The organism is Brevibacillus thermoruber 423, assembly GCF_000454065.1.
In the GTDB taxonomy this organism is placed as follows: domain Bacteria; phylum Bacillota; class Bacilli; order Brevibacillales; family Brevibacillaceae; genus Brevibacillus; species Brevibacillus thermoruber.
In genome coordinates this window covers 368,927-387,438 of the sequence record NZ_KE695652.1, presented here as the reverse complement: position 1 = coordinate 387,438, position 18,512 = coordinate 368,927, and the positions used below count along the sequence as shown (strand labels likewise).

Annotated in this window: 20 protein-coding genes and 2 pseudogenes; 3 read left to right on the top strand and 19 right to left on the bottom strand. The window is 58.0% G+C overall.

Features of this window, described 5'->3' with window-relative positions; all coding sequences use genetic code 11:
- Window positions 1-99 precede the first annotated feature (99 nt).
- The 10 genes and pseudogenes from M516_RS0116455 to M516_RS25685 form a co-directional block, all read right to left on the bottom strand.
- A complete protein-coding gene (locus tag M516_RS0116455; protein ID WP_029100091.1) occupies window positions 100-594 on the bottom strand; it encodes a hypothetical protein in 495 nt (164 codons plus the stop codon).
- A gap of 75 nt (window positions 595-669) precedes the next feature.
- Window positions 670-1,416 carry a hypothetical protein gene (locus M516_RS24390; RefSeq protein ID WP_152523413.1) on the bottom strand — a complete coding sequence of 249 codons (747 nt, stop codon included), beginning with the start codon at window positions 1,414-1,416 and terminating at the stop codon, window positions 670-672.
- Entirely contained in the window at window positions 1,374-1,784 is a 411-nt protein-coding gene (locus M516_RS24385) for a hypothetical protein (RefSeq protein ID WP_152523412.1), read from the bottom strand. Before M516_RS24385 ends, M516_RS24390 begins: the two co-directional genes overlap by 43 nt.
- A gap of 270 nt (window positions 1,785-2,054) precedes the next feature.
- Window positions 2,055-2,306, bottom strand: a complete 252-nt coding sequence (locus tag M516_RS0116445; RefSeq protein ID WP_029100090.1) for a spore coat associated protein CotJA — start codon at window positions 2,304-2,306, stop codon at window positions 2,055-2,057.
- An 18-nt stretch (window positions 2,307-2,324) separates the two neighbouring features.
- The gene (locus M516_RS0116440) at window positions 2,325-2,846 is read right to left on the bottom strand and encodes a manganese catalase family protein (RefSeq protein ID WP_051188252.1); all 522 of its coding nucleotides are present in this window, start codon (window positions 2,844-2,846) and stop codon (window positions 2,325-2,327) included.
- A gap of 66 nt (window positions 2,847-2,912) precedes the next feature.
- Window positions 2,913-3,387, bottom strand: a pseudogene (locus M516_RS24905) (NUDIX hydrolase).
- A 99-nt stretch (window positions 3,388-3,486) separates the two neighbouring features.
- Window positions 3,487-3,966 (bottom strand): DUF4188 domain-containing protein, encoded by a 480-nt coding sequence (locus M516_RS0116430; RefSeq protein ID WP_029100087.1) that lies wholly within the window; start codon window positions 3,964-3,966, stop codon window positions 3,487-3,489.
- Window positions 3,967-4,079: 113 nt separating this feature from the next.
- On the bottom strand, window positions 4,080-4,304 hold the full coding sequence (locus M516_RS26360) for an RNA polymerase sigma factor (protein ID WP_081656571.1): 225 nt from the start codon (window positions 4,302-4,304) through the stop codon (window positions 4,080-4,082).
- A 168-nt stretch (window positions 4,305-4,472) separates the two neighbouring features.
- Window positions 4,473-4,688: a hypothetical protein gene (locus M516_RS0116425; protein ID WP_029100086.1), complete on the bottom strand. Its 216-nt coding sequence runs from the start codon at window positions 4,686-4,688 to the stop codon at window positions 4,473-4,475.
- Window positions 4,689-4,851: 163 nt separating this feature from the next.
- Entirely contained in the window at window positions 4,852-5,025 is a 174-nt protein-coding gene (locus M516_RS25685) for a hypothetical protein (protein ID WP_156110336.1), read from the bottom strand.
- A gap of 272 nt (window positions 5,026-5,297) precedes the next feature.
- Between M516_RS25685 and M516_RS0116415 the strand changes: the two genes are divergently transcribed.
- The gene (locus M516_RS0116415) at window positions 5,298-6,767 is read left to right on the top strand and encodes a recombinase family protein (protein WP_029100085.1); all 1,470 of its coding nucleotides are present in this window, start codon (window positions 5,298-5,300) and stop codon (window positions 6,765-6,767) included.
- 16 nt (window positions 6,768-6,783) lie between these two features.
- Here M516_RS0116415 and M516_RS25255 read toward each other — a convergent pair.
- The 7 genes and pseudogenes from M516_RS25255 to M516_RS0116380 form a co-directional block, all read right to left on the bottom strand.
- Window positions 6,784-6,882: pseudogene (locus M516_RS25255) on the bottom strand (manganese catalase family protein); the annotation flags it as partial.
- A gap of 11 nt (window positions 6,883-6,893) precedes the next feature.
- A complete protein-coding gene (locus M516_RS0116405) occupies window positions 6,894-7,145 on the bottom strand; it encodes a spore coat protein CotJB (RefSeq protein WP_029100084.1) in 252 nt (83 codons plus the stop codon).
- Window positions 7,146-7,376: 231 nt separating this feature from the next.
- Window positions 7,377-7,658, bottom strand: a complete 282-nt coding sequence (locus M516_RS0116400; protein WP_029100083.1) for a hypothetical protein — start codon at window positions 7,656-7,658, stop codon at window positions 7,377-7,379.
- Window positions 7,659-7,881: 223 nt separating this feature from the next.
- Window positions 7,882-8,649 carry a C39 family peptidase gene (locus tag M516_RS0116395; RefSeq protein ID WP_029100082.1) on the bottom strand — a complete coding sequence of 256 codons (768 nt, stop codon included), beginning with the start codon at window positions 8,647-8,649 and terminating at the stop codon, window positions 7,882-7,884.
- A gap of 66 nt (window positions 8,650-8,715) precedes the next feature.
- Window positions 8,716-9,066: a YolD-like family protein gene (locus tag M516_RS0116390; protein ID WP_029100081.1), complete on the bottom strand. Its 351-nt coding sequence runs from the start codon at window positions 9,064-9,066 to the stop codon at window positions 8,716-8,718.
- On the bottom strand, window positions 9,063-9,506 hold the full coding sequence (locus tag M516_RS23680) for a YhjD family protein (protein WP_051188251.1): 444 nt from the start codon (window positions 9,504-9,506) through the stop codon (window positions 9,063-9,065). Before M516_RS23680 ends, M516_RS0116390 begins: the two co-directional genes overlap by 4 nt.
- On the bottom strand, window positions 9,503-10,744 hold the full coding sequence (locus M516_RS0116380) for a DNA polymerase IV (RefSeq protein ID WP_029100080.1): 1,242 nt from the start codon (window positions 10,742-10,744) through the stop codon (window positions 9,503-9,505). Before M516_RS0116380 ends, M516_RS23680 begins: the two co-directional genes overlap by 4 nt.
- A gap of 358 nt (window positions 10,745-11,102) precedes the next feature.
- Between M516_RS0116380 and M516_RS0116375 the strand changes: the two genes are divergently transcribed.
- Together M516_RS0116375 and M516_RS23675 are read left to right on the top strand one after the other, a co-directional pair.
- Window positions 11,103-11,588, top strand: a complete 486-nt coding sequence (locus M516_RS0116375; protein WP_029100079.1) for a GNAT family N-acetyltransferase — start codon at window positions 11,103-11,105, stop codon at window positions 11,586-11,588.
- A 1,222-nt stretch (window positions 11,589-12,810) separates the two neighbouring features.
- Window positions 12,811-15,372 carry a cadherin-like beta sandwich domain-containing protein gene (locus M516_RS23675; protein ID WP_238550988.1) on the top strand — a complete coding sequence of 854 codons (2,562 nt, stop codon included), beginning with the start codon at window positions 12,811-12,813 and terminating at the stop codon, window positions 15,370-15,372.
- A gap of 187 nt (window positions 15,373-15,559) precedes the next feature.
- On the opposite strand, the gene recG is transcribed toward M516_RS23675, so the two are convergent.
- Both recG and sdaAA read right to left on the bottom strand, forming a co-directional pair.
- A complete protein-coding gene (gene recG / locus M516_RS0116360; protein WP_029100077.1) occupies window positions 15,560-17,614 on the bottom strand; it encodes an ATP-dependent DNA helicase RecG in 2,055 nt (684 codons plus the stop codon).
- Window positions 17,611-18,498, bottom strand: coding sequence for an L-serine ammonia-lyase, iron-sulfur-dependent, subunit alpha (sdaAA, locus tag M516_RS0116355; protein WP_029100076.1), 888 nt, complete (start codon window positions 18,496-18,498; stop codon window positions 17,611-17,613). Before sdaAA ends, recG begins: the two co-directional genes overlap by 4 nt.
- Between the last annotated feature and the right edge of the window lie 14 nt (window positions 18,499-18,512).

The window sequence follows — 18,512 nt, the reverse complement described above, 5'->3', positions numbered from 1 at the left end:
ATGAAACCGTTTCTAAAGATTTTGCCGCTATCTTTAAGGAATCCCAGGATACTCACGGCCTTCATTTTCAGCATCGCCGCACATAATAGCGCTGAGGTCTCAGTAAGGAGGTTGCTCGACTTTATACCAATCCGTTTTACCAAGCAGGGCAATCAGTCTCTCCGCATCTTTTTGCTTGTAAGAGTCAAGGTCAAAATCTGGCCTCATTTCGAACAGTTTGATGTAGTGGTCCCCCTCTTTTGTCTTTGCGTACATGAGGTATTTTCGTTGTGTGACGACCTCGTTCGTTCCATATTCTAAAATCAATACGGAAAGGGAGTTTACCGTTCCGTCAAGGTTTTTTTTGGTTCCTTTGTTCATCCAATTCACAAATTGCTTTCGTTTCGATTCTTCGGAAATGGTTGAAATCAGTTCCGGTTGAGCTTTTTCCGAGCCTTCTCTATACATTAGAATCGAAATCGCCGTCAGGTTTTCTTTCTGAATCACGGATTCCGCTTGACTCTCGGATGACGGCGATTCCAGTCTCCCAGAACATCCCGTAATAACCACAAAACAAGAGATCAACAGCAAAAAAACAAGTTTATTTCGAATCATATACGTTTGTCCTCCTCTTTAAGAAAGAAGCAACCTTCATAAGCATCGAAGGTTGCTTATAACGGGATGATCCTCTTAAGACCAATCCGTCCCCCAATAACCTTTAAAGATTTGATAGAACAAATAGTTTCCTCCACCGATTGTCGGCAGCAAATTAATATCCAATGCATGTGGCGTATACTTAAACAGTGCCCAGGTCCCCCAGTTCTTTGTCCAAATGTAGTTTTTATAGGTTACACCGTTTGAAGTAACCGTTTTATTATAATTGATGCCATCAAACCGAGACGGTTGATTGACTGGTGCTTGCCACCAGAGATCCTTGAGCAGTTTCGTACCTCTGTCAATTTGAATATCAAAGCCGCTTGTACCGTTAATGTCACCGCCATCAGTTGCCCCATACCCCATAGCGTAATAGAATCGACGAGAAGAATAACTCACGCTGCCAGGGGCGGCGCTAACTAAACTAGACTCCTTTTGCAAGGTAGCAATCACCACCTTGGGATTCATAACGTAGGTTGTAGCGGCAGTCGCAATAGCTTTCGAAGGAACGATTGTTTTCCCAGTATTATAAACATTTCCATTTGAGTCTTTTCGCCATATCTGCACCGGATCCTTCAAGATTGAGTTTTTGTTTTGAAAAAATGTCTGGATTTCACTCTCACTCATAGCACTTGCATAATTGAACCTTTCTTCTGAATGGTTCGGTTGGGAAACCGCAATATCATTCATGAGAACGCCATTGACGTAATAATTTTCGTATTCGGTTAAACTAAGAGAGCCTACAGAGTCGCTCGCCTTTTTCGCTTCCTCAATTTTTTCCATATCCATTTTTTTCTTTCTTCGGTTGTCACTTCAGGAAACTTGTAGTGCTTGGAAGAGAGTCCGCGTCTGTATATCTCTTTGTCATTCTCGTATTCTACGATTTCCACAAAATCATCGTTAGAAATATACTTCTGCTTTTTGCCTTTATTATCTATGGATGAAACCATTTTGCCATTTTGATACTCATAGGTCACTTCCAATCCGTCGGTGTGGAACTCATTCTCAATTTTCCCTTCTTCATTATAGAGCATGATGTTAACATGTTTCTCCAAGGCGTACTTTTCCAAGTCCTCGATACTTGTAACCTCTTTTTTCGCCAGTGCTGTGTTCAGAGCAAGCATTGACGTAACCGAAATACCAACAACCAATGCCGATAACAGTCCATTTCTTACTTTTTCAGCGGCATAAATCTAGATCAACCTCCCGTTATTTCTAATATTTTACATATTCATTCTGCAATCTATCCCTAAATCTTGTAAACTACTTTTTTGTAAAAAAATGTTGGTTTTTAATCTTCACAAATAGACGACAAATAAACTGCAGCCTCGGACATGGTTGTCACAAGCTCCCCGCTGCAAAAGCAAAAAGCCATCCGCTGCCTGAACGTGGATGGCTCTCCGATATACCCAAACGCTTTCCTACTCCCGGTACGGATTCTCATACGGATCATACAGCCACCGAAACAGCGTGCCCGCTACCAGCGCTTCCGGCAGCGAAAACTGGTCCATGTACGGGTCGGGCGGGTACGGTTTGGCTGGAGGCAGATTCACGGGCGGATAGCTTCCCGTCCCCGGCGGGTAAAAGCCGACCCGCGGGGGAAAGTGGCCTGCCCGGGTGACCGGATGCGGGCTGCCTTTGGCGGCGGTTTCGCGGGATTGTTCCTTCTTCATGCGCGCATCCCTCCTTCGTCAAAAATACTTTTTCGTCTTGTAGTGTTCTTCCACGATGCACAGTGCTTCGCGGAAGCGTTGGGAGTGGACCACTTCCCGCTCGCGCAGGTATTTTAAGACCTGGATCACATCCGGGTCGTCCGTCAGGTTGATCAGCCATTGGTAAGTGGCACGGGCCTTTTCCTCGGCGGCGATGTCCTCCGCCAGATCGGCGATCGGGTCGCCCTTGGCCTGGATGTACGCCGCAGTCCAGGGGTTGCCGTTGGCGTCCGTATAGAACAGCGCCTTTTCGTGTTCGGCGTACATCGATCCCAACCCGGCTGCCCTCATCTGCTCCGGCGTGGCGTCTTTGACCAGCTTGTGGACCAGCGTGGCAATCACTTCCAGGTGCCCCAACTCTTCCGTGCCGATGTCCGTCAGCAGCGCCTTGGCCCGCTCGTTCGGCATCGTGTAGCGCTGGTTCAGGTAGCGGAGCGCCGCAGACAGTTCGCCGTCCGGCCCGCCGTATTGTCGCAAAGGGATGAGTTTCCCGGACAGCATGAGCGCCCTCTTTGACGCGAAGGCTTCGACGATTGCGCATGTGCTTGTCCCGTTTTGCTGTACAATTCAATCGCCCACTCGTCCGAGGAGTTCATGGGGATTCACGGTCCATGACTCATATGGCACCATACTCTTCTTCGCCATCGCGTCAAGCGTTCGGGATTGAAAATGAGGTCGTGTGATGTACGCGTCTATGTTTGATTCGTGCAACGCTACAAATTTGGCTTCTTGGATTTTCTTCCGGTTGAATCTGGATCGTACCGCTTACATATTCGCCGTAGAACACAACGGTAAGAATATGACTGGCAGCATTATAGTAAACACCTGTGATGCCTTTGGGCTGTATGGTTACATTCGTTTCCTCCAAACATTCCCGAACAACCGCTTTGTCCAAAGGTTCTCCTTCTTCCACCTGGCCTCCCGGAAGCTCCCACGTATCCGAGCGCCGATGGGTCTTCACCAATAGTACGTGCCATTGTTGATTGGTCACAAAAGCCGAAACGGCTACAATATGCCGTGGAACATGATGGACGTGATCCAGTGAAAGCACCTCACCCTTCTTTGTTTTCTCAGGCTATGTGCGAAATGAATCAAGATGTGCGTGATTACACCTTCATCCGAATGAATGATCGATTTCCGTTCACTCAAAAAATGAAGTACGCTCCATACGTTTTCTTGCGGTATTAAGTTCATTGGTAATTCGCACATGCGAGAATGCTTTAGCCAAACCATATATTGGCATGTTAATATAAAGGGATTCATTTTTTTCAACTTTGTAGGTTTCATGATATAAACCTACCGCTCCGCTTTTCTCTATTTTTTGGTAAAACATTTTCATCGCTTTTGAGTGTGTAGTTCCATATGTATATGCTTCCAAGTGTTCATACGACTTCCAGTATTGAATCGTCGTTACTGTACGCCAGCCAATGACAGTTGTCTCTTGAAGGAATCCTAACTCTGGATTTTGATAAAGTTCCTTAAGCATTGGTGTCATTGCCTGTATGGCTGATATCCATTTAAAAAAACCAGAAAGTTTATTTAATCGCACACCGATAATAAATACTACAAATCCATCTTCGGTTTTTGCGGTGAACGCACCCTTATGTATACTTGTCGACATAGTTGGTCATCCCCATTTCTAAGAAATTTTGGATATATCATAGCATAAAAATCAGATAAAATTTTAAATATTACTTATTTTTATACCACTCTCTCCTTAAACCAGATTGACCGTTAGCGAAATGAAAAAACGGCTGCCACAGCAACCTTCTGTAATGCTTTTTTACTCATCCTTACCAGGATTTTGTAAAACCATGTTTGAAAACACGCTGGATTTCGTAATAAGTGAAGCTTTTGATAACAAATCAGAAAAGCATCTTGCACGATCTCTTCAGCCAATTCCTTATTCTGTGTAATCAGGTATGCAGCTTGTTTGGCTTTGTAGTAGTGCGTTGAAATTGAACGCTACTAACAATTTTTTCGGACATTTTGTGGGCAGGCGATGAACCAGGGACACTTAGGATAAGAATCAATTTGCACTGATCGATTACGATGACTCTTAAACGAAAATCGTCGTACGCAAATGCGAGAAAAACCATGACGACACGAAATCGCCTATGTGACTCATTACTCGTCTCCACGTCTGTTTATTTTTTTGCTTAGGAATTGGACACTCCTGTGGAGTCTGCCCACTTCCTCGTAAAACAACTGGGTGAGAAAGAGTAACGTCCCGATAATGATCCCACCGGCGATGATGACCCCAACCATTCCTGCAAAGGTTAACACAACGCAAACGAACGTACTGAGCAGGACAAAACCAAACCATTTTCCAAATACACGCATCGAATCCCCTCCTACCTTACATGGTAACATTCACCAGAAACAGTCGGCATCACCAATTTGGTTGCTTTCCACTCCCGATACGGCCGTCGTTTTCCTGTATCCGCCATCCTGGTGCCGCCTCTCCCATCCCCCTCCTGCCAGGGGTTGTCCCATCCGGCATCGGTCACCCGATGCCCAGTTCCTCCATCACGGAGGCTTTTGCCCATCGCACCAGGACGTCTGCACACTTCTTGCTGACTTGTTTTCGAAGGTCAGGGGTCATGTCCACCGTTTCACCTGCTGCCCGGATATAGACCTTGTGCGGCAAGACCACAAGCGGTTTTGGCTTTCTTGCCACACCATCACCCCCTCTCCGTACTCTTTGTATGCGGGGTGGACACGTGGACGGGACTGTTTGCTGCGAACACCTCGCCGAGGCGCAGATCGCCCGACGTCCCGGCATATACCTGTTCTATGAGGCCGCTTTGCGCATGGCGTACGCGTCTGGCCGTTTCAAAAGCATCACGATCGTTGGGATGCTTCCAGTGAAAAGACGGCGCGAACGCCCCTTGTCTTTGTGTTGATCGCGGCGGCCGAGGAGGAACCGACTGGCGAGGGGGGATTGCACCCATGACGATTGCTCTTTACATCCGCGTTTCCACGGAGGAACAGGCCCGCGAAGGGTTTTCCATCCCGGAACAGCAGGAGCGCCTGCGTGCCTTTTGCACCGCGCATGGATGGACGGATTACGCGTTCTTCATCGATGACGGTTACTCCGCCAAAGACACCAACCGACCGGCCTTCCGACGGATGACGGATGACATTCGGGCCGGCCGCATCCACATGGTCATCACGACCAAAATCGACCGGCTGACGCGGCGACTCATCGATCTCCTTACGTTCGTCGATGAACTGGACATGTACGACTGCACCTACAAGTCGGCATCCGAGACGTTTGACACCGGCACCGCCGTCGGCCGGATGGTGCTGCAGCTCCTCGGCGTCTTCGCCGAATTTGAACGGGAACGGATCGCGGAGCGCGTTCGTGAAAACATGTACCACGCTGCCAAACAGGGCAGGCCGGTCACCGCTCCCTGCTTTGGGTACGACGTGGCGGACGGTCAATACGTCATCAACGAGGAAGAGGCGCACTGGGTACGAAAAATGGTAGACATGACGCTAAACGGCCACGGCACCTGGAGCGTAGCCAAGATGTTGAACGAAAACGGCGTACGGACCAAACGGGGACGGGAGTGGACATTGAAGGCCGTCCGGGTCTTCCTCTGGAAAAACGAAATGCTGCGGGGCAATACGGTGTGGAATCAGCATGCGCGGAAAAACGGCAGGCTGATCCAACGCCCTCCGGACGAGTGGCTGCTGGTCGAGGGAACCCACGAGCCCATCCTTGACCAGGAGACGTACCGGAAACTCCAAGACGTCCTCGACCGCAGCCAGCGTGCCGCCCCGCGCTCCAAAGGGAGCCGCTATCTCCTCTCCGGGCTCGTGTTTTGCGGCCACTGTGGAGCGAAAATGTACGGCATGGACACCACCTGCAAAAAGAACGGCAGGGAGTACCGTCCACCGGCCCGATACCTGTGCGCGGGCTACACCAAAAAAGGCCAATGCTTTTACCACTACATCCCGTGTTCCGCTCTGGACCAACAGGTCATTCGGGAAATCGTCAGCCTGAGCCAGACTGACCTGGACGTTCCGCTGCATGCCGTCTCCGTGCAGGAAAACCACATCCGTGGGGAGCTTTCCCAGTCCAAACGGCAGCTCGCCTTCATGGACGAAAGGTTCCAGCGGCAGATTCGCGCATTCGAGCTCGGGATTCTGGACGAGGCCGACCTGCTGGAAGCCAAGACGAGGCTGAACGAGGAAAAACGGGCATTGCGTGAAAAGATACGGACGCTGGAGGAACGTGTGGAGGCCGAGGTATCCCCGGAGGCGGTACAGGCGAAGATACGGAACAGAATCACCACCCTCCAAGAGGCCGTGGAAAACGACGACCGGGAACGGCTGAAAAATGGAATCCGGGAGATCGTTCACCAGGTCACCGTATACGACGGCAGCCGGATCGAGATCAGCTTTTGGGTGTAGTCATACCTTTGCGCCGGTCCGGCCCGCCGTACTGGGTGATCAGAAATTTGGCCATTTGCAGGTCCGGCCTGCTTACGCGGACGGGGATTTCCAGCTTCTTTTCATAAATCCACATCGCCGTTCACCTCAATACTCGATTTCCCACGGCCACGGCGTGGCGGTCCACACCCAGCGGCTGGGGGAAGACGAAAAACCGTACTGCATCAGCGGGCCGCACTTCGTTTCATACTCCGCTTTCAAGACCATCAGCTCTTTGGACAAGCAGTTGTATTGATGAACGGCGCGCTGGTCTCCCGGGTTCACGTCCAGATATAATTGCAGCTCGACGAGCGCAAACTGCACCTCCTGCAATTTGCGAAGCGCATTGCTGGGCTCCATGAGACTCCTCCTTTTGCTTCCCGCTGCCTCTGCCGGTGACGGGGCGAGCTTGTTTGCTCCGCACGTGCCCGGCGGGCGCTTTTTCTTCTCGTTACCACCGTATGCATCTAGGCGTTTGTCGGTCCCTCTCGCCGCGGCACAAACAAAAAACCTTTCGTCGTCCCGCTTCCGGGATGAGAAAGGTTTGCGTGTGCGTATTCGTCTCTGTGCAGCGGCCGTGCGGTCTGCCCGCTAGGTGGTGACGGCCTTGGCCTTGGGTTTGGTGATAATGTGATGGCCGCGCGGCAGGCCCCGCTGCTGCAGTTCTTCTTCCGTCAGGATATGGAGCGTCTCGTCCTTGCACGGCATCGGCACCAATCCGCCAAACGGGCTCATGACCCGCCCGTTCGTGTCCGTTTCGATGACCACGTACAGTCCCTTGTTCTCCAACTGCTGAATAAACTCCGTCCAGCGTTTGGCGGTCATCTGCTCCGCGTGCCTGGTAAAAATGACACCCATTTCTTGTGCTAACATGTACAATCTCCTTTAACGTACGCATCAGGTCTTGATCGGAAAGATATCCTAACGATACTCTGAAACGTCCTGTTCTGGCAAAAAGCATTTCGCGCAAAAAACAGCGAAAAAATGCTGATTTTCCCCGCCTGCCGTTTCAGGAACAGCACGTCACCACCGCGCACGGCATTTCACCGTGCCACGCTGTTTTTTGCGGCTTGCCTTTTCCTGGCTGCCCGTACTGCTAGCGATAGGTAATGGCCTGTCTGCCCAGGGCTTCCCAGCTTCTTTTCAGGGCCTGGTGGGAGACGCGCCGCTGCTTGTCGCCGGACAGCGGATCGTTGACGTAAGCGTACCGCTGGTCATAGCCGACCAACAGCACGACATGTTCGTCAAAAGGGGCGGCGATTGGCCTGCCGTCCTTGTGCCATCTCTCCCATTCGGTCGGCAGGGTAAAATCGCCGGTCGTCCATATGACCACCGGCCGCCTCGCCGCCACGCTGTCCAGCAGCGCCTGATAGGTCCGCCCCGTCAAGTTCACCGTCCGTTCTCCCATGTAGCGGCGCAGCAGTTCTTCCAGGGGCTTGTTGTAGACCGCAAATCCCTTTCGTTTGCCGGTCATATCCCCGACGAATCCTTTGTTGGGATCGCCCCATTCCTTGATGTCGCCGTTTTTCTGCACCAGCGGCTCGGGGTCCTTTTTCACCTGGCGGGCCAGTGTCAGTTTATCCACATCGCGGCCGGCATACCGCAGCAGCATCGCCAGGCTGGTCACCTCACAGCCGTTCTTCAGCTCCGGCTTTTGGCTGATGATCGGGACATCGAGGATCATGTTGGACGGCCGGGGAGGCTGGGGAGCGGCAGGAGATGCCCCTGCGTACGGGGATTGTTCCGGAGCCGGCGCGCTCTGCACCCGGGGCGGCGGTGTACGCTCCCCGGCCTGGGGAGCCGTACAGCCCGCTGCGAAGGCGAGGGCTGCTGCGATCACAATCGGCCTGATGCGTTGGTTCACGCTGAACGCCTCCTTTGGTTTTATCCAAAGGGTGCCCCGCCGTCCGGCCGGCCATGTCCCCTCCGCTCAGGAGATTGCTGTCAGTTCCGCGTCCAGCAGGCGGGCAAACGGAATCCGCAGCGTCTTCTCCCCGCTCCTCAGCTTCAACTGCCGGCTGGCCGGATCGATGTGAACCACCCGGCCGCTCAGGCGGCGGGCCGCCTCGCCGTCGTAGTAGGTCAGGCTCACGACGCCGCCCGTCTGGAACGCTTCCCAGATCCGCTCGCTCACGGCCGCCAGTTGTTCCTCGTCCAGTTCCGGGGGGATGTAGCGTCGCTCTTCCGCCTTGATCCGCAGGTACATCTCCCGATGCTCGGGCAGTACAAAACGGCTGGCCGCAAACAAATTGTCCTTCTTCGACACGCGTTTTTCCCTCATGTTGCCTTCTCTCCTTCTTCGCGGCCGATCCGCCGCGCATGACGTTCCGGCACCATCGCGCCCGGGTCCTGGCAGGGGGCTTGCTGCCGCATGATCCACAGCCGGGCCAGTTCCTGGCATTCGGCGCGCAGCACCTCAATGGAGTAGACTGCCTCCCGCACGTACCCGCGCTGCCGGTACTGCACCACGTAGACGCCTCGCTCCCGGCGGGCGCTCAGCAGGACGCACCCCCGCTGCCGCAAATGGCGGCGCAGTCTGTGATGCTGCCGCTCCGCCCAGCGGGACAGTTCCTCGAAAAACCAGTGGTACGACAGCTTCAAGGGAACCTGCCGCACCTGCCCCCAATCCGCCATGGCGGTGCGAAACAGCAAACCGAACAGGATGTACAGGCGCAGCAGCTCCTGTTCTCCCTCCGCCGCCTGCCCGTCCCGCTCCGTCACTTGTAGTGCCCCCCGATCTTGCGGGCACGCTCCCGCGCCTGCCCCGCTCCCAGCAGGGAAACGGCCCGCAAAATGGCATCCTGTCCGTAGCGGGCGCGGATGTCGTCCATGGCGCGGGCGAGCGAACGCTGCCTGTGCGTGTCGGTAAACAGGTTGAGCTGAACCACATTGTCGGGCACCAACTGTTCCAGGCTGACACCGACGCTGCGCACCGGCGTCTGCTGCCAGTGCCGGTCAAACAGGCGGCAGGCCGCTTCGTACAGCGTCATCGCGTCATGGGTCGGCTCCGGCAGCTTCAACTGCCGCCCAAAGCCGGCAGGGGCATCAAAATCGGCCCCGCGGCATCCGACCGAGACGACCGATCCCATCAGCCGCTTGCTCCGCGCCCGGCGGCATACCTCCTCGCACAGCTCCAGGAGCACCACCTTGATCTCGGCGGCGGTGTGATAGTCGCGCGGCAGCGTCATGTGATGGCCGATGCCCTTTTGCGTCTCGTGGGTCTGAAGCGACACCGGCGAATTGTCCAGGCCGTGAGCCGTGCGCCAAAGCACCTCGCCGTTTACGCCCCAGCGGCGGGCGAGCACCGCCGGAGACATGCGGGCGAGCTGCCCGATCTGGTAGATGCCCATGCGGTGAAAGTGGCGCTTCATCCGCGAGCCCACCCCGAACAGCTTTTCGATCGGCAGCTTCCAGAGCGTGTCGGCCAGCTCTTCCCGCTTCAGCCAAAAGATCCCCTCCTCCCGTTTTTTGGCGAAGTTGTCGCAGGCCATCTTGGCGAGCACCTTGTTCTCCCCGATGCCGATCCGGGAGTTGATCCCCGTCTCCAGCCGGACGCGGCGGCGGATTTCCTCGGCGATCCGCCAGGGGTCGCCGAACAGCCGGACGCTTCCCGTCACGTCCAGAAACTGCTCGTCGATGGAATACGGCTCCACCAGATCGGTAAACGACTCAAAGATGCGGGTAATCTGCACGGAGACGCGGAGGTACGTCTCCATCCGCGGGCGAACGACCACCAGATGCCGGCACTTTTGCTGCGCCTGCCACAGCGCCTCCGCCGTGGTGACACCGTACGACTTGGCAATCGGGCAGGCGGCCAGAACCACGCCGCTGCGCCGTTCGGGATCGCCGGCCACGACGATCGGTTTGTCCCGCAGCTGTGGATGGGCCGCCTTTTCAATACTGGCGTAAAAGCTCTGCATGTCAGCCAGGAAGATGATCCGCTTGCTGTCCTTGGTCATGATGTTCATCCCCCAACAAGAACATTTGTTCTCATTTCAAATCTGTTCTTAGTATAGCAAACAGATGTTCGCTTTTATACTCCCTGCTTGCAAAAAAGGCGCTGGTAATTTTTTCTTCCGCTTTCTGCCGAACGGCAGGGAGGACGGCGACCGGCAGAGAATCCCGATAAGCAGGAAGCCGAAAGATAGCTTCGTCCACACGGCTGTAAAAGGCGCCCCAGGAGCAGGCGGCGGGCGGCGCGGGACGGAACCCCTTCGCCCGAGGCGAACACGATCCGGCATGCGTATCCGATCCCGAATGCCCCCACGCTGCAGCGAGCCGGTGGAAACCCCGACCGATCAGAAAGGAGAATCGCCCATGAGCGTTCAGCTTCGGCCAACCCGTCCGGCCGACATACCGTTTGTGTACGAGACCGAACACGCGGCGGAAAATCGCCCGTTTCTCCTTCCATGGACGGAGGAACGGCACCGGCAGGCCCTCGCCCATCCAGACATCCGCCACCTGATCGTGGAGGAAACGGAGAGCGGCAGAGCGGTCGGCTACGTGATCATCGCCGGGCTGACCAACCCGCACGGCAGCATCGAGCTGATGCGCATTACGATCTCCGCGAAAGGGAAAGGATACGGCCGCCGGGTCCTGCGGCAGGTCAAGCGCTGGGCGTTTGAGGAACAGCAGGCTCACCGCCTCTGGCTGGACGTGAAGGAGGAAAACGAACGGGCCCTGAACCTGTACCTGTCCGAGGGATTTGTCATCGAAGGAAAACTGCGGGAATGCCTGAAAACCGGCGAACGGTACGAGTCGCTGCTCGTCCTGTCGATCCTTTCGTCCGAGTACAGGGACTGACGCTGGGAAGCAGCCATCCGCCTTTTCCCTGCCTGATCAAGCATGCGAAGCGGCCAGGACCCGTAAAACCATCATCTGCCCTTCTCTCCTTGCCGGCCAAACGGGACAAACGGGAATTACACGCGCAAAAGAGACGTGAAAAGCCGTACTGAAAATCGTTCTGAAACATTACAATGTTGGTAACGATCAAGGCTTTGGCTTTGGCCCGTCCTTGGTCGCGCAGCACATCCAGAAAGGAGTTGACATGACGTTGCGACACATCAGGATGACCGCAGGTTTGCCTCCTTTCGCCCGTGTTTTTCTCGTTTCCCTGTTGGCCTTGTTTCCCTTTTTCAGCGCTTCTCCGCCCGCTCATGCCCAAGCCTCGATCACGATCGACTCGCACGCGAACGGAGATCAAATCAAAGCGGGAACCATCCGGGTGTCCGGCACATACGTGGACGGTGCGCGACGTTCCTGGACAATCCGCTTAGAAATGGGCGGCAAAACCAGGGGGCTCCCCACTTCGGGGGTCTAACTCTGTATCCGATTCGGCGGGGGAAGCGCCCGCCCGGAATGAAAGTCGGCATTCCTGCCTGATCCTCCGACATGCGCGGCCGATTTGCCTCGGACGCGTATGAAGCTCGGTGAAGCGCGGCGTCTTTGCTTCGGACAAAGGTGCCGGGGGGCCATAAAGCTGCTATGCCCAGGAGAACGCCTCGGCGTTGGCACGAATCCTCGGAAGAACGACCCGTCCGGCGGGGACATGGCGAGTCCCCTCCTCCCCGCGTTGCGCGGGGCAGTCGCGGAAGGAACTTCGTCCGCGTTCCTTCTGTTCCACTCCGGTAAGGGAATGGAGTTCCCCCGTCCATCCGACTGCGGGCGGGTGAACGGCTGACGGGTCAGAGAGGAGGGCTACGGCAGCAGATGCAAGGCTAGGGTACAGGGAACGTCGGAACTTCGGACGAAGATGCCAAGCGGGGCAAACCGCGATGCTTCGAAACGGCAGGAAATGGCCGTTGCATCCGAAGGACAGCAGCCCGTAGTAGCGAGGAAGCAGGGTAATGCCTGTGGAGCGAAGGGGCATAGCCATGCGCTCCGCTGGGGAGAACATGGCGGAACGCCGTGTGCGGTGAAAGCCGCATGCACGGTGTGACGTGGGGGAAAAGGGGATCCGCACGATGCGCGCCCCGCGCAGGCGAGGACGCACCCTTACCTATCACGGTCGTACGAGCTAATGCTCGTGATCAACGCCGAGACACTCGCAGACGTTCACACGGACGATCCTGACGGAGACGGATCCGGCACGTGGTACTGCGACATCGACGCCAGCCGGTACGACGGACCCGTCGAGATCGCCGTGAAAGGCTGGGACGCGGGGACCCGCTACGGGGTCTGGTCCCCATTTGTCACGCTGCAGGTGGAGAATCCCGCGGCCAGCAAACCGGTCGTCACCATCGACAGCCCGGCGGATGGCACACAGGTGGACGGGGCGGTGATGATCGAAATGTCGGTGCAGGCGAAAAACCCGCTCTCCTCCGCGGAAGTGAGGATCGACGGAGGGAAATGGCTCAAGGCCAAGGCAGACGGTTCCAGCGGCCGCTACAAGTACCTCTGGAAGCCGCTGTCCGGAGCCTCCGGAACGAGCCGGATCGAAGCGCGGGCCACCGACCAACGGGGAAATGTCGGCACCAGCCTGACCACGTACGTCCGCCTTGGCGGCGCCGCAGCCGAACCCGTCACCGTGGAACCGCAGGACCGGGCCATCTGGATCTGGGAAAAAGCGTCGTACAACCTGTTTTACAACGACGGCTCCAAGGAGGTGCTGGACGCCCTGGCGCAGGACACCGCCACCTTCCAGTCGGATCCCGTCACGACGTTTTACCTCGGCATCGACCAATTGTACGGAACGCGCGTGATGCAGGAAGCGCCCGAGAAGGTGCGGGCGTTCGTCTCCTGGGCCCACTCCAGGGGGTACAAGGTGCACGCGACCATCGCGGGCGGAACGATCCTGCCCTACATGGGCGCGTACAGCCGCTACCACGAGATCGCCGTCCGCACGATGGAAGACGTGATCAACTACAACCTCTCCGCCGCTCCCGACGAACGCTTTGACGGCGTCAACGTGGACATCGAGCCATACATTCTGCCCGATTTCAAAACCGCCCAGCCTTCCGTCCAGATTCAGTACCTGGACGGTCTCTCCAAGATGATTCAGCGAAGAGACGCTGCCGGGATCAACCTGCCGTTTGGCACCGTGATCCCCAGATGGTACGATTCAGCCGCCCAAGCGCAGAACATCCCCTGGAGGGGAACGGCGACATGGCTGTCCGAACACGTCCAGAACATCAGCGACTACGTTGCCATCATGGACTACCGGGACACGGCCGACGGATCGGCCGGCATCATTCAGGGAGCGCTGGGAGAACTGGCCTACGCCAATGCCATTGGCAAGCCCGGGTCCGTCGTGATCGCGGTGGAGACGCTGGACATCGCCGACGGGGGCGATCCCGAGACGATCACCTTCCGCGAAGAAGGGCGCACGCACATGGAAAGCGAACTGGACAAAGTGTACGCGGCAGTCGGGAGCGATCCGGCTTTCGCCGGCATCGCCATGCACCACTACGATCCGCTGCGCCAGCTCCCCTCCGACTGGGGGCCGGACCGGATCACGTGGGAGCCGCCGGCCGACGACAGCTCGCCTTCCGCTGTGAGCGTCCGGCCGACCGCCGCCGCGTTTGATCACCAGCGGATCGACGTCACCTTTGGCCGCGCCTTTGACAACACGGAAGTGGAGGAATACTACGTCTACCGCAGTACCGACAGCGGGTTTGAACCCGACGAGTCCAACCTGGCGGGCAGTACGAGAGGCCTCCTCTTCTCCGATACGGGGCTGTTGCCCAACACCACCTACTACTACAAGGTGGCCGCCGTCGACGTGAGGGGCAACCGGGGCCCCGCCTCGGACGAAACGTCGGCCGTCACCGGCGACACGCCGCTCGCGCCGATGGTCGTGCGCGGCATGGAGATCACCCATACCGGCACCAGCGCCAAGGTCAGCCTGCGGGTCGTCGACAAGGAGACGAACGCACCGATCCCGGCCGCCATTGTCCACGGCCGGTTCGCGTACGGAGCCGGAAAGTTTGTGGACATCGTGACGGATGCGGACGGCATGGCGTCGGCCACCTCCGAAGCGGTCGCCGCTGACCGGCAGGTGGACTTTATCGTGCGGCGGATCACCGCCCCCGGATACTACTGGGCGAAAGCCTACGACGTGCGGGAGCCGCTGTCGGCATACGAACAGCAGGCGGAGACGCCGTCGGTACTGCCGGAGGAGGAGCATGCCGACGACGGGCCGCATCAGGAGGGCAGCGCCGTCGACGGGCCGCATCAGGAGGGCAACGCCGTCGACGGGCCGCATCAGGAGGGCAGCGCCGCCGACGGCTCGCGTCAGGAAGTCAGCGCCGCCGACGGGCAGCCTGGGCATGCCCTCGCCGGACTCCTCGCGCTGACGTTCGGCCAGGGCGAGTTAAGTCCCGTTTTTTCTCCGGACATCACCCGCTACACGCTCACCGTCGAGCGAGATGTAAGCGCTGTCAACATGACGGCTGCCGCTGCCCCGGAGACGGCGGTCGCCGTAAACGACGTGCCGCTGTCCGCCGAGCAGCCGTCCGTGGAAATTCCGCTGGACACCGACGACACGACGGTCGTGATCGCGGTCACCCCGCCGGGTGGCCAGACCGTCACCTACACGGTCACCGTCGTGCGCCAGGGGGCAGAGGCGGCCGCTCCTGCGGGTCCATAAATCCGCCGGTCCGTAAATCCACCGGTCCTCCTAAAAGAGAAAAAGCCTGCCGAGGGCAGACTGGGCAGGCTGCTGCGAGCGGCGCACTTCCCGGGTGAACGCCGCGGGACTGGCGCAACCACGGGCGGACAACGCCAACCCACCTGACCGCTTGCAGGCAGGTGGGTTGTGTGCCGCGCAGCCCGATCTAATCGAACACGATTCCGTCCAGCACGCCCTCGCGCTTCAAGTAGCCGCGCAGCCACGCGTACTGGTCGTCCCGCCAGAACCGCTCGTCCTCCACCAGGCGGGCCGTTTCCTGGCGGGCCACCTCCAGCGCCTTGTAGTCGCTCAACAGATCAGCCACCTTGAACTCCGGCAGGCCGCTCTGCTTGGTGCCGAAAAAGTCGCCGGGACCGCGCAGCTCCAAATCGCGCCGGGACAGCTCAAAGCCGTCCGTGGTTTCGCACATGACGCGCATCCGCTCTTTGCCGATCTCCGTCTTGGGGTCGGCGATCAGGACGCAGTAGGACTGCTCGGAGCCGCGGCCGACACGCCCGCGAAGCTGGTGCAGTTGGGCGAGGCCAAACCGCTCGGCGTCGTAGACGATCATGAAGGTGGCGTTGGGCACGTTTACCCCTACCTCCACCACTGTCGTGGAGACGAGCACGGCGTACTCGCCGGCGAGAAACGCCTGCATCACGGCGTCCTTTTCCTTGGCGGGCAGGCGGCCGTGCATCAGGCCGATGCGGTATTCGGGAAAATACTGCGTGAGTTGGGCGTGAACGTCAATCGCGTTTTGCACGTCCAGCTTTTCCGACTCTTCGATCAGCGGGCAGATCACGTACGCCTGCCGCCCCTTGCGCAGCTCGCCGCGCATCTGCTCCAGCACGAGGTGAAACTGCTCGTGCTTGCGCCAGGTGGTTTCGATCGGCTTGCGGCCGGCCGGCATCTGATCGATCGTGGAGACGTCCATATCGCCAAAGGCCGTGATCGCCAGCGTCCGCGGAATGGGCGTCGCCGTCATGAAGAGCACATCCGGGGACAAGCCCTTGCTGCGCAGGATGCGCCGCTGCTCCACGCCGAAGCGGTGCTGCTCGTCGGTGATGACCAGCCCCAGGTTGCGGAAAAAGACGTCTTCCTGGATCAGCGCGTGCGTGCCCACGACGACGTCGATCAAGCCCATCTGCAGGGCGGAAATCACGTCCCGCCGCCGCTTGGTTCCAAGCGAACCGGACAGAAGCGCCACCTGGATGCCGTGCGGGGAAAGCAGTCCCGTGAGCGACTGCAGATGCTGCTCGGCGAGAATCTCCGTCGGCACCATCAGCGCTCCCTGATAGCCCGCCTTGACAGCGGCAAACAGGGCGATGGCGGCCACCACCGTTTTCCCCGAGCCGACATCCCCCTGCAGCAGCCGGTTCATCGCGTAGGGGGAGCGCATGTCGGCAAGGATCTCCCTGACGACCCGCTTCTGTGCGTCGGTCAGCGGAAACGGCAGCGAGGCGACGAACCGGCGCACTTCGTCCATCGGCACGTCCAGCGCCCTGCCCTCCGTCTGCTGCCGGGTGATGCGGCGCAGCGCCTGCATTTTCAACTGGAATAAAAAGAGTTCTTCAAACATGATCCGGCGACGCGCCTGCCGTCCGTCCTCGGCGCTCCTCGGAAAGTGAATCGCGTGAAACGCCTCCGCCCGCGGCATGAGCCGGTAGCGGGCGATGATGTCGGCGGGCAGGATCTCCGGAATCTCGGTCCCGTACTGCTTGAGCGCCTGCTGGATCGCCCTGCGCAGGAGCGAATGCGTGACGTCGCCGCCAAGCGGGTAGATCGGTGCCAGTTCGCCCCGCTTTTGCGCCCGGTCGGAATCCGCCTCCGTCATTTCGCTCACCGTGATCTGCAGCTTGTGCCTGTCCCATTTGCCGGTGACGAGAATCTCCTTTCCGGGGGACAGCCGGCTTTTGACAAACGTCTGGTTGAACCAGACGGCGGTCACCACCACTTTGTCGATGACCAGCTTGACCGCGATGCGAGACTTTCGCCTGCCGTAAAAACGAACAGAGGGTTCGCCGTACACCGTCCCCTGCAGCGTCACCCTCTCCCCGTCCTTTGCTTCTGTCACGTCGCGCACGCGGTAATCTTCATAGCGGGAAGGGAAATACTCCAGCAGGTCGCCCACGCTGTGTATGCCCAAACCGGCCAGCGCTTTTGCCCGTTCCTCGCCTACCCCGTGCAGAAGCGAGACGGGCGTTTGATACACGTCCGTCATTTTGCATCCAACCGCACGCCGAAAATCTTGGCTTCGATTTGCCGGCCCGTCTGGGTGGCGGCCAGACCGCCCTGCGCCGTCTCCTTCAGCGCGGTCGGCATGGAACAGCCGATGCGGTACATCGCTTCGATCACCTCATCCGTGGGCACGACGCTCTTGATCCCGGCCAAGGCCATGTCCGCCGCCACGGTCGCGATGGCCGCTCCCATCGCGTTGCGCTTGACACAGGGGACCTCCACCAGTCCGGCCACGGGGTCGCACACCAGACCGAGCATGTTTTTGAGCGCGATCGCGACAGCCTGAGCCGACTGCTCCGGCGTGCCGCCCGCCATTTCCACGATCGCCGCCGCCGCCATCGCCGTCGCCGATCCTACCTCCGCCTGACAGCCGCCGGCGGCGCCGGAGATGAAGGCGTTGTTGGCGATACAGTAGCCGCCCCCCCCCGCCGTAAACAGGAAGTTGACCATTTCTTCGCGGCTCGGCTTCAGCCTGTCGGAGACGGCAAACAGCGTCCCCGGCACAATCCCGCACGCCCCCGCCGTCGGCGTCGCCACGATCGTGCCCATCGCCGCGTTTACTTCGTTTACGGCCACCGACATCGACACTGCGTTCAAGAGGGTCGGGCCGGAGAGAAACGGCTTGGTCTTCATGTATTCCTGCAGCTTCTTGGCGTCGCCGCCGGTCAACCCGCTGTGGGAGCGGATATCTTCCGTCAGGCCGCGCCGCACTGCCTTTTCCATCACGTCCAAATTGGCGTACATGTCGTTTAAGATCGCCTCCCGGCTGCGCTGGGAGACTTCCATTTCCGCCTCGATCATCACCTGGGAGATCTTTTTCCCTTGGGATTCCGCCAATTCCACCAGTTCGGCCACATTGCGAAACATGTTGTCGGGTTCAC

Coding starts and splice junctions, on each gene's coding strand:
- M516_RS0116375 (WP_029100079.1), top strand. CDS start 11,103: ATGAGCGTTCAGCTTCGGCCAACCCGTCCGGCCGACATACCGTTTGTG.
- M516_RS0116400 (WP_029100083.1), bottom strand. CDS start 7,658: ATGTTAGCACAAGAAATGGGTGTCATTTTTACCAGGCACGCGGAGCAG.
- recG (WP_029100077.1), bottom strand. CDS start 17,614: ATGACGGACGTGTATCAAACGCCCGTCTCGCTTCTGCACGGGGTAGGC.
- M516_RS0116380 (WP_029100080.1), bottom strand. CDS start 10,744: ATGACCAAGGACAGCAAGCGGATCATCTTCCTGGCTGACATGCAGAGC.
- M516_RS0116445 (WP_029100090.1), bottom strand. CDS start 2,306: ATGAAGAAGGAACAATCCCGCGAAACCGCCGCCAAAGGCAGCCCGCAT.
- M516_RS0116425 (WP_029100086.1), bottom strand. CDS start 4,688: ATGCGTGTATTTGGAAAATGGTTTGGTTTTGTCCTGCTCAGTACGTTC.
- M516_RS0116390 (WP_029100081.1), bottom strand. CDS start 9,066: ATGAGGGAAAAACGCGTGTCGAAGAAGGACAATTTGTTTGCGGCCAGC.
- M516_RS0116405 (WP_029100084.1), bottom strand. CDS start 7,145: ATGGAGCCCAGCAATGCGCTTCGCAAATTGCAGGAGGTGCAGTTTGCG.
- M516_RS24390 (WP_152523413.1), bottom strand. CDS start 1,416: ATGGAAAAAATTGAGGAAGCGAAAAAGGCGAGCGACTCTGTAGGCTCT.
- sdaAA (WP_029100076.1), bottom strand. CDS start 18,498: ATGTTTCGCAATGTGGCCGAACTGGTGGAATTGGCGGAATCCCAAGGG.
- M516_RS0116430 (WP_029100087.1), bottom strand. CDS start 3,966: ATGTCGACAAGTATACATAAGGGTGCGTTCACCGCAAAAACCGAAGAT.
- M516_RS0116415 (WP_029100085.1), top strand. CDS start 5,298: ATGACGATTGCTCTTTACATCCGCGTTTCCACGGAGGAACAGGCCCGC.
- M516_RS0116440 (WP_051188252.1), bottom strand. CDS start 2,846: ATGCTGTCCGGGAAACTCATCCCTTTGCGACAATACGGCGGGCCGGAC.
- M516_RS0116455 (WP_029100091.1), bottom strand. CDS start 594: ATGATTCGAAATAAACTTGTTTTTTTGCTGTTGATCTCTTGTTTTGTG.